The organism is Rhizobacter sp. P2_H2, from assembly GCF_056403375.1.
The window spans coordinates 1-8,654 of sequence record NZ_JBFUFP010000143.1 but is presented as its reverse complement, the minus strand read 5'-3'; the positions used below and the strand labels follow the sequence as shown (position 1 = coordinate 8,654).

At 70.0% G+C, this 8,654-nt stretch carries 12 protein-coding genes; 2 read left to right on the top strand and 10 right to left on the bottom strand.

Annotated features, from left to right (window positions below):
* Positions 1 to 40: 40 nt before the first annotated feature.
* Positions 41 to 583: a DUF2087 domain-containing protein gene (locus AC1D15_RS10830; protein ID WP_047500732.1), complete on the bottom strand. Its 543-nt coding sequence runs from the start codon at positions 581 to 583 to the stop codon at positions 41 to 43.
* Between the two features lie 575 nt (positions 584 to 1,158).
* Between AC1D15_RS10830 and AC1D15_RS10825 the strand changes: the two genes are divergently transcribed.
* Entirely contained in the window at positions 1,159 to 2,748 is a 1,590-nt protein-coding gene (locus AC1D15_RS10825) for a DEAD/DEAH box helicase (RefSeq protein ID WP_477825974.1), read from the top strand.
* Positions 2,749 to 2,827: 79 nt separating this feature from the next.
* On the top strand, positions 2,828 to 3,052 hold the full coding sequence (locus tag AC1D15_RS10820) for a hypothetical protein (RefSeq protein ID WP_477825973.1): 225 nt from the start codon (positions 2,828 to 2,830) through the stop codon (positions 3,050 to 3,052).
* Positions 3,053 to 3,064: 12 nt separating this feature from the next.
* On the opposite strand, the gene AC1D15_RS10815 is transcribed toward AC1D15_RS10820, so the two are convergent.
* The 9 genes from AC1D15_RS10815 to AC1D15_RS10775 all read right to left on the bottom strand — a co-directional run.
* Positions 3,065 to 4,042, bottom strand: coding sequence for a YihY/virulence factor BrkB family protein (locus tag AC1D15_RS10815; protein WP_477825972.1), 978 nt, complete (start codon positions 4,040 to 4,042; stop codon positions 3,065 to 3,067).
* Entirely contained in the window at positions 4,039 to 5,268 is a 1,230-nt protein-coding gene (locus AC1D15_RS10810; RefSeq protein ID WP_465111147.1) for an AI-2E family transporter, read from the bottom strand. The genes AC1D15_RS10815 and AC1D15_RS10810 overlap by 4 nt, the downstream gene beginning before the upstream one ends.
* Positions 5,269 to 5,374: 106 nt before the next feature.
* The gene (locus AC1D15_RS10805) at positions 5,375 to 5,689 is read right to left on the bottom strand and encodes a BON domain-containing protein (RefSeq protein ID WP_465111148.1); all 315 of its coding nucleotides are present in this window, start codon (positions 5,687 to 5,689) and stop codon (positions 5,375 to 5,377) included.
* Between the two features lie 116 nt (positions 5,690 to 5,805).
* The gene (locus tag AC1D15_RS10800; protein WP_047501127.1) at positions 5,806 to 5,985 is read right to left on the bottom strand and encodes a DUF1328 family protein; all 180 of its coding nucleotides are present in this window, start codon (positions 5,983 to 5,985) and stop codon (positions 5,806 to 5,808) included.
* Between the two features lie 203 nt (positions 5,986 to 6,188).
* The gene (locus AC1D15_RS10795; RefSeq protein ID WP_465111149.1) at positions 6,189 to 6,824 is read right to left on the bottom strand and encodes a hypothetical protein; all 636 of its coding nucleotides are present in this window, start codon (positions 6,822 to 6,824) and stop codon (positions 6,189 to 6,191) included.
* Complete coding sequence (locus tag AC1D15_RS10790) at positions 6,821 to 7,204, bottom strand: hypothetical protein (protein WP_052211260.1); 384 nt, start codon at positions 7,202 to 7,204, stop codon at positions 6,821 to 6,823. The genes AC1D15_RS10795 and AC1D15_RS10790 overlap by 4 nt, the downstream gene beginning before the upstream one ends.
* Before the next feature lie 118 nt (positions 7,205 to 7,322).
* Positions 7,323 to 7,724 carry a hypothetical protein gene (locus AC1D15_RS10785; protein ID WP_477825971.1) on the bottom strand — a complete coding sequence of 134 codons (402 nt, stop codon included), beginning with the start codon at positions 7,722 to 7,724 and terminating at the stop codon, positions 7,323 to 7,325.
* An 82-nt stretch (positions 7,725 to 7,806) separates the two neighbouring features.
* Complete coding sequence (locus tag AC1D15_RS10780; protein WP_047500752.1) at positions 7,807 to 7,974, bottom strand: DUF1328 domain-containing protein; 168 nt, start codon at positions 7,972 to 7,974, stop codon at positions 7,807 to 7,809.
* Between the two features lie 109 nt (positions 7,975 to 8,083).
* Positions 8,084 to 8,654: sensor histidine kinase (locus tag AC1D15_RS10775; RefSeq protein ID WP_477825970.1), on the bottom strand; the 571-nt coding region annotated here is incomplete at its 5' end.

Sequence of the window (8,654 nt, the reverse complement as noted above, 5' to 3'; positions counted from 1 at the left end):
GTACTACCGCGAGCACCTGCTGGCGAAGTAGCAGCCGCTGTCAGGCTGCGTACCCGGCGCGCCAGGCCTGGATCAGCGCGCGGGCCTCGTCGCCGGGGCGCGGCGACAGCTTGCGGTACTCGCTGCAGTCGGGCTTGCGCGCCAGCAGCTTCATCTCGACCAGCTCGCGGCGCAGCGTGGCATGGTCGCCGAACGCGTTCCAGGCCTTCAGCACCTCGTTGACCTCGCGCTCGGTGTAGACGCGGCGCAGCTCGAAGTGCGTCCACAGCACCCAGATCGCCAGGCGCTGCACCGCGAAGCGCGTCGGCCAGCGCGCGAGCCGGCCCTGCGCGTCGAACTGGCCGAGCGCCTTGCGCGCGAGCGGCGTCAGCATCAGCGGTGCCTGCGCGGGCTGGGGAGGGCGTGCCGGCTTGAGTTGCGCGGCACGCAGCGCCTGCAGGTTGCGGTGGCCGGCGGCGCGCGCCAGCATGTTCATCAGCGACTGGTGGCCGGGCGGCTCCGTCGCGTCGGCGAGTTGTTGCGCCAGTGACTTCGCGAAGGTGGACAGGTCGGCCGTGTGCAACGGCAACAGGACGCGTGTCATGAAGGGTCTCCCTCTCGCGTGCGCTGCGACCCTTGCGGGCGCCGGGGATCGTCGTTGCCGGCCGGGCGCACGCAGGGCGTGACCAGAATGGGCCGAAGGCGTTTGGCAGGTTCAGATCGCTGGCGGGCGCCAGCGCGACGAGACCTGGGTGAACTGCCGACCGGCGCGAAGTGTAGCCCGACGGATTCGAAGGGCATTCGGGCTTGCGGGAAAACCCGCGGCCCCCTATACTCCGCGCTTCGCCTCGGCACCGTCACTTGACTGTACGAGGCGTTTCGTTCATCCCCTCTGACCTCATCGAGTCTTCCCATGGCCGCTTTCACGGCCGTGCGGCCTGTTCGAACTCCGCGGCGAACCCCGGGACCCCTTTCAGGGATTTCCAGGGCTCTGCGGGAATGGTTGGCGGCGATGCCGTCGCTTTGACTGTTCCCATGTTCCCCGGCACCGGCGCGAGCGTTCTCGCCGATCTGGGTTCGGACCTTCTCCCCAGCGACTGATCCGCGTGCACCCGATGCGCGCTGGTGTCGTGCTGTGCCCTTTGCGGGCCGGCGGCACCGTGTTTGAGAAAGAAGACGATGAGTTTCGATACCCTTGGCCTGAACCCGGCCCTGCTGCAAGCCCTGAAGGATTCCGGCTACGAGACGCCGACCGACGTGCAGGCCCGCGCCATCCCCCCGGCCATCGAAGGCAAGGACCTGATGGTCGCCTCGAGCACCGGCAGCGGCAAGACCGCCTCGTTCGTGCTGCCCGGCCTGCAGCGCATCCTCGCCGCCCGCGGCGACAACACCAAGCGCCGCGAGAAGGGCATGGTCTACGGCCCGCGCATCCTCGTGCTGGCACCCACCCGTGAACTGGCGATGCAGGTCGACAAGGCCGCCGTGACCTACGGCAAGCACGTGCAAGGCCTGCGCGTGACCACCGTCGTCGGCGGCGTGCCCTATGGCGCCCAGCTGAAGGCGCTGCGTGGCCCGCTCGACATCCTGATCGCGACCCCCGGCCGCCTGCTCGACCACCTGCAAAGCGGCAAGGCCATCCTCGAGAACGTCGAGATGCTGGTGCTCGACGAAGCCGACCGCATGCTCGACATGGGCTTCATCGACGACATCCGCACCATCGCCGACCAGCTGCCGCAAGACCGCCAGACCGTGATGTACAGCGCGACCTTCGCCGGCCACGTGGGCCGCCTCGCGCAGGACCTGCTGCGCGATCCGCAGCGCATCGAGGTCACCTCGCACACCGACACGCACGAGAACATCGAGCAGCGCCTGCACTGGGCCGACAACGGCGCGMACAAGAATGCGCTGCTGGACCACATCCTGACCGAGCGCGACATGGAGCAGGCGGTGGTGTTCACCAGCACGCAGCGCGATGCCGACTGGCTCGCCGATCGCCTGGCCGACATGGGCCATGCGGTCGCATCGCTGCACGGCGGCATGCCGCAAGGCCGCCGCACCCGCGTGCTGCAGGGCCTGCGCAACAAGCAGCTGCGCGTGCTGGTCGCAACAGACGTCGCCGCGCGCGGCATCGACGTGCCGACCATCAGCCACGTGATCAACTACGGCCTGCCGATGAAGGCCGAAGACTACGTGCACCGCATCGGCCGCACCGGCCGCGCCGGCCGCAACGGCCTCGCGGTGACGCTGGCCGAGCGCATGGACACCGGCATGATCCGCCGCATCCAGGCCTTCACGACGCAGAACATCCCGGTCGCGACGATCGTCGGCCTGGAGCCGAAGTCGCCGGAACCGCGCATGTTCGCTGCCCGCCCCGAAGGCAAGTTCGGCGGCAAGCCGTTCGGCCAGGGCCGTGGCGGCCACGGTGGCCACCAGGGCGGCAAGAGCTTCGGCCGGCCGGCCCCGCGTGGCGAAGGTTTTGCGCCGCGCAATGAAGGCTTCGCACCGCGCAACGAAGGCTTTGCGACCCGCGGCCCGGACGGCTTCGCGCCGCGCGGTTCGTTCGATCGCCCGGCCCCGGAGCAGCGCCGTGACAACCCGTTCGCGAACCGTCCGCCGCACGAGGGCGCGCCGCGCCATGCGTTCGACCGCGCGCCGGCCGACCGCGGCAACAACGCCGGCTTCGCGCCGCGCAAGCCGAGCGGCCCCGGCGGCAACAAGGGGAGCTTCGGCAAGCCGCAGCGCCCGCGCCAGGGTGGTTTCAGCCGCTGATCCCGGTTGACACTCACGAAGGGCCCGCTTTGCGGGCCTTTTTTTTGGGTCGGATGGGTGGGCACCGGACCCGCTTCACTTGCGATACCGCGAAGCCCTCAACGAGGCGATCGGCCTGGTCGTGCGCGATCGCAGGACGCTGGCCGATGCGATCGAGGCGCTGCACCTCGGAGACGACAACGCACCGGGCTTCGCGCCTCTGTTGCGCGACGAACTGCGCAAGCTCGAAGCCTTCAACTGCGCGCGCTACCGCGTGACGATGGGCGCCACCGAAGCCTGGATCGCCGCCAGTCGTCCGGCTTGAAGACGGCCCGGGTCAATCCGCGTCCGGTGGCGGATACGGCACCCGCTCATGCGCCCCCATCTCCACCGCCAGCGCCGCCCCCAGCAGGAAGATCTGGCAGGACCAGTAGATCCACACCAGCAGCGCCGCGAACGATCCGGCGGCGCCCAGCGTCGAGCGCAGCGCCGTGCCGGCGATGTACGCATTGATCCCGTAGCGCCCCGCCAGGAACAGCACCGCCGCGACCGCCGCGCCGATGAACGCATGCCGCACACGCAGGTGCGCATCGGGCAGCCACACCATCAGCAACGAGAACAGCGTGGTCATCACGAGCCACGACCACAGCAGCTCGACCGACTGCAGCAGCGGCCCGAGCGCCGGACCGAGCGCATCGGTCTGGTCGACCACCCAGCGGATCGCCAGCAGCGCGACGGCCTGCAGCACCATCGCGACCGCCAGCAGGAAGCCGCAGCCGAGCAGCACGCCCATCGACAGCAGGCGCACCTGCACCAGCCGCCACAGCGAGCCGCGCTCCGGCGGTGCGCCCAGCATCTCCTGCAGCGAGGCGCGCAACTCGACGAACACGCCGACCGCGCCGACCAGCATCGTCACCACCGCGATCACCGGCGCCGCCACCGCGAACCCGCCGGCCCGTTCGCGCGACAGCAGCGTCGTCGCGGTGTGCGGCGCGCTGGCCAGCAGGTCCGCGAGCGTGCGGGCCTCGCCCGGGCCGAGCAGGCGGCCGACCGCATCCACCATCGTCGCGTTCGCGCTCTGGTCGCCGAGCAGCCACACCAGCAGGCTCGTCACGACGACGAGCAGCGGTGCCATCGAGAACGCCGCGTAGAACGCCACCGCGGCCCCCTGGCGCGCGCCATGGCATTCGATGAAGCGGTTGATGGTGCGAACGCCCACCGAGACCACGTGCCCCGCCGTGCTCGCGACCATCCGGTGCCAGAGGCGGACAGCGAGCCCCGGGGTGTCGGCGACCTCGCCCTGCGCCACGCTCACCCTTCCATCAATCGCGCGAGCCGCGTGGCCGAGCGGGAATGTTCCGCGACGACCTTCATCACGACGATCAGCCCCGGCCCGAGGAACAGCCCCCACACGCCCCACAGCGCGCCCCAGAACACCAAGCCGATGAACACCGCGGCGGCGTTCATCCGCGCGGCGCGGCTCTGCAGCCAGGCCGCGACCGCGGTGCCGATCAGCGTCGACACCACGACCAGGTAGACCGCGGTGCCGATCGCCGCGCCGGCGGTGCCGTGCGCGAGGAAGGCTTCCGCTGCGCCGAACGCCGTCAGGATGCCCATGCCGACATACGGCACGACATGCAGCACCGCGGCGGTCACGCCCCACATCGCCGCATCGGGGATCTCGCCCCAGGCGAACGCGGCCCACACCGCGCAGCCGATCAGCACGTTGGTGACCAGCAGCACGCCGACATAGATGCGGATCTGCCGCGAGCATTCATGCAGGGCCCGGCAGGCCCGCGTGCGCGATTGCGAGCGCCCGCCCCACAGGTCGATGAAGCGACCCGCGAGCGGGCTGCCGCCGCTCAGCACGAAGAACGCGACGAACACGATGATCGTCAGGTCGCCGGCGAACTTCATCAGGATGGTCGAGCCGTTCAGCGCGGTGTCGCGCATCCACAGCGTGACGGTCTCGGTCAGCGTGTGCGCCGGCGCGGCGGGGATCAGCTTCTGGCGCGTCGGCTTCGGCGGCGGCGCGCCGTTGGCGACGCTCTGGGCGGCGCGGTCGAGTTCCTGCAGCGCATCGCGCGAGCGCTTGAGCACGGAGTCGTCATCGGCCTCGGTGGGCGTGATGCGCTCGGCCACCATGCGGATGATCTCGGGGCTGCGGTCCACCATGCGCAGCAGCTTGCCGCCGAAGGCCATCGACGCGAGGGCCGCCAGCGCGAGGAACAGCACCAGCGACAGCAGCACCGCGAGCATCTGGCTGCGCAGCAGGTGGCGCAGGCCGGCCACCACCGGCGCGACCAGCATCGCGAGCATCAGGCCGGCGACCACCGGCACCAGGAAGCGCTGGCCCCACCACAGCGCACCGATCACCGCGACCGTCGCGATCACCGTCGCCGAGGCCGCCGAGCGCGGAAGCGGCCCGGGATATCCGTCGTCGAGCGGCGACGCGGGCTCGTCGACCTGCGATGCGATGCTGGCGCGCCCGGCCTCGACGGGCGGTTTCGCGGCGGGCGTCAGGGTGCCGGAGAGGGACATCGTGTGCGAAGACGGCGCACCGAGCGCCCTGTCCTCAACGCCGCAAGGCGCACGACCCCGCGGGGTGGTGCGCCTTCACACGGACGAGCCGTGAGGGTCGTGAGGTTTACGGGCGGATCAGGATGTCGTTCTTGACCGACTTCACGCCGTTGACGTTGCGGGCGATCGATTCGGCGGTGCTCTTCTCGTTCGCGCTCTTCGCGAAGCCCGACAGCTGCACCGTGCCGTTCAGCGTCTCGACGCTGATCGACGAGGCATCGACGTCCTTGTTGCCGACGTACTTCGCCTTCACCGCGGTGGTGATGGCGGCATCGTCGACGTAGCTGCCGACCGTCGATTGATCACGCGTCACGGCGCAGCCGGTGGCGGACAGCAGGGCGACGGCGGATACGACGGCAGCGAGGGTGTTGCGGACAAGCATGTGGTTCTCCTTCAGTGTGGAAGCGTTGTGATCCAGGTGGTCATCGGGAAGATGGACATCGAGCCCCCACCCGTGCGGGCCCGTGTCGTGGCATGGGGGTCAATAGAACATGAACATCACTTGCTGCTGATCGCTTTCGCGCCCAGCAATCCGATCAGGACCACGGCCACGAACAGCACCAGGAACAGCACGAAGAGAAACTTCGCGATGCCCGCCGCACCGGCGGCGATGCCGGTGAATCCGAACACGCCCGCGACGAGCGCGATGGCTGCAAAGATGATGGCCCACTTCAGCATGTCGTTCTCCTTGGTGCGGTGCGGATTCGCGGTGTCGAGTCGATGAGGCAACTCTATGGGCCGCCCCGCAGCCGATCCATCGGACGCTGGCGTGAGCGCATGTAGGACGGAATGCTTTGCCGATCCGATGCCTTGAAGGCATGCGTGGCGATCGGCAAAAGGCGCGCCCGCGGCGCGCTTCGGCAAAGAGAGCGTGGCGACGCTCAGTGCACGGTGTAGTCGGTGCCGGGCATGTGCGGCGGTTGTGCCGAAGGCGGTGATGGCGGCGGCGCTGATGTCGATGCAGATGTCGATGCGGGTGCGGGCGCCGATGCTGATGCAGCAGCCGGTGCGGGGGCCTGCCGCGTGAAGTCCGCGATCGCGAGGTTCACCCAGCTGATGATCGATGCCAGGTCGAAGCGCGGCAGCAAGCCGGCCAGCAACGCACCGCCCGACAACCAGCGCCACGGCTTCACGCGCGTCAGCAGCATGCCGCCGACGAAGGCGCCCGCCAGCAGCCACCACGGGTGCTTCTTCGCCAGCGGGCCCGCGAGCTCCTGTCCGGCGTCGCGTGCGAACTCGAAGGTGGTGCGCCACGGATGGCCGGCCCACCAGCGGCGCAACCAGCGCACCGCGATCGCGGCGGCGGGCAGGTCCGAGAGCGCGTCGCCCAGCGTGCCGAGCCAGCCCGGTTCCTGCGGCGCATGCACAGCGTGTGGATCGGGCGGGGCGCTCGCCTTCACGAGCGCCGCGCGAATGGATTCGCGCGAGGCCGCGAGCCGTTCCTTCGGGCTCAGCGGCCGCGCCGGCACCACGGCCGGCAGGCCAGGGTCGAGCTGGGTTTCTTCGACGTGGGTCATGTCGCACCCACTTCGCCGAGCATGCGTGCGTCGGCCTCGAACTGCTGCTGCACTGCAGCGAACGCCGGCTCGGCCGCGGGTCGCCGCGCGATCACGCCGGCCACCACGGCAACGACCGCCGGCACGGCCGGTGCGGCCCACAGCGCCCACACCGCGTCGCCTTGCAGCGAAGGCGTCACCGCCCACAGCATCAGCGCGACGCCCGCGAGCACCGCGCTCACGCCGACGCAGCACAGCGCGAGCGCCGTCAGCAGCAGGCGGACGGTCCAGCGGCTCTGCGCCTGGCGCGCTTCGCTGCCGATCAGCGCGGCGTAGGCACTCAGGTGATCGGCGACGAGTTCAGGCCGTGTGGCAACGAGCTTGATCAGCGGATGGATCATGGCAGCACCGATGGTGAGCTACAGCGGTGGACGAAAGCGGACGCGGCGAACCCGGCCGTGGTGCGATGCACCAATCGGCCGGGCCGGTCCAGCGCCCACGGCGGGGTCACTGCCGGGTTTACTGTTGGTTGTTGCGGCGAGCGCTCTGGATCAGCGCAAGCAACCCCATCAGCGCGGCACCGGTCGCGGCGGCGATCAGCATCGACTTGACCGGCTCGTCCTTGACGTAGCGCACGGTCGCATCGCCGACCGAGGCGGCGCGTTCGCGCACGTGCGTGGCGGTGTCCTTCACGGCGTCAACGCCGCGGCGCGCCAGCGCTTCGGCCTGGCCGGCCAGGCGGGCGATCGTCGGCTCGGCGGTGTCGCGCGCTTCGCCGATCGCCGATTCGGCGTGGTCGAGCGCGCTGTTGGCGACGCGGCGCGTGCTCTTGACCGCGCTGTCCGCCGTGTCGGCCAGCTTGTTGACGGTGTCGCTGGCCTGGCTGCTGAGGTTGTCGGTCTTGAAGGTGGAGGTGCTCATGGCTGTTTCCTTGATTGGTATGTGGGAATAGACAAGTTAGGCGAGGCGAGGGCGCGCCGCAAGGCGGCGCGCGGCGCCGCGGCTAGGTGCCGCGCTTGATCAGACCGAACAGGAAGGCGGCGACGGCCATGATCGCGAAGATGATGAACAGGATCTTCGCGATGCCGGCAGCGCTGGCCGCGATGCCGCCGAAGCCGAACAGGGCGGCGATCAGCGCGATGATGAAGAACACGACGGCGTAATACAGCATGCTCTGGCTCCTTCGGTGTGAGTGGTTGACGATGGGACCACTCTAGGAGCGCGGGCGTCCGCGAGGAATGGGACGGCGAGCCGATGCGGTGTAGGAGGGAGCCGACGACTCAAATTTGCGGCAGCGTCGCCTGGATGCGCGTGCCGGTGCCCGGCGTCGACTGGATGCTCATGCGCCCGCCCTCGGCCTCGACGCGGTAGCGCATGCCCAGCAGCCCGTGCGTGGACGGCCGCGCCACCTGCGTGTCGAAGCCGCTGCCGTTGTCGTGCACGTCGACCTCGGCCAGCGCGCCGCGCGGCCGCAGCGTGACCACCACCTGGCGCGCCTGCGCGTACTTCGCGACGTTGGTCAGCGCCTCCTGCACGAGCCGGTACACCGTCAGTTCGCCCGACGGCTTCAGCGACACCGGCTCGAGCTCGCTGATCACCTTCACGCCCGAGCGCTCGGCGAACTCGCGGCCCAGGATCTCCAGCGCCGCCAGCAGCCCCAGGTTGCTCAGCGACGACGGCCGCAGGTCCTCGATGATGCGGCGCTTCAGCGCGATGCCTTCGTTCAGCGTCTCGTTCAGGTGCACCAGCCGCTCGGTGATGTCGGGCGTGTGGATCGTGATGCGCGACTTCAGCCGCGCCACGTCGAGCTTGGCCGCCGTCAGCAGCGCGCCCAGCTCGTCGTGCAGGTCG